The organism is uncultured Streptomyces sp., from assembly GCF_947488945.1.
Taxonomy (GTDB): Bacteria; Actinomycetota; Actinomycetes; order Streptomycetales; family Streptomycetaceae; genus Streptomyces.
This window is the reverse complement of sequence record NZ_CANLBS010000080.1, coordinates 1-704: the sequence shown is the minus strand read 5'-3', so window position 1 is coordinate 704 and position 704 is coordinate 1. Positions and strand designations below refer to the sequence as shown.

At 69.0% G+C, this 704-nt stretch carries 1 protein-coding gene; it reads left to right on the top strand.

What is annotated here, in order from left to right; genetic code table 11:
- Positions 1–30: 30 nt before the first annotated feature.
- On the top strand, positions 31–704 hold a 674-nt coding region (locus tag Q0994_RS33905), incomplete at its 3' end, for an acyltransferase domain-containing protein (protein WP_299542586.1).

Genomic DNA, 704 nt, shown 5'->3' with positions numbered 1-704 from the left:
CCGTTGTTGGGCGGGTCGTTGCGGGAGGTGATGTTCGCGGCGGACGGTGGGGGGCGGTTGGACCGGACGGGGTGGACGCAGCCGGCGTTGTTCGCGTTCGAGGTGGCGTTGTTCCGGTTGGTGGGGTCGTGGGGTGTTGTTCCGTCGTGGGTGGCGGGGCATTCGGTGGGTGAGTTGGTGGCGGCGTATGTGTCGGGTGTGTGGTCGTTGGAGGATGCGGGGCGGGTGGTCGTCGCTCGGGCGGGGTTGATGGAGGCGTTGCCCGGGGGCGGTGTGATGGTGGCGGTGGAGGCTTCGGAGTCGGAGGTGGCTCCGTTGCTGGTGGGTCGTGAGGGGGAGGTGTCGTTGGCGGCGGTGAACGGGCCGTCGTCGGTGGTGGTGTCGGGTGAGGCGGGTGCGGTGGAGGAGGTGTCGGGGTATTTCGGTGGTCTGGGGCGTCGGGTGCGGCGGTTGAGTGTGTCGCACGCGTTTCATTCGCCGCGGATGGACGGGATGCTGGAGGAGTACCGGGCGGTGTTGAAGGGGGTGGATTTCCGGGAGTGCGGGATTCCGGTGGTGTCCACGTTGACGGGGCGTCCGGCGGTGGGGGAGGACCTGCGTGTTCCGGATTACTGGGTGCGGCAGGTCCGTGAGGCCGTCCGGTACGGCGACGCGGTGGTCTCGATGCACGAGCAGGGCGTCCGCACCTTCCTCGAAATCGGGCC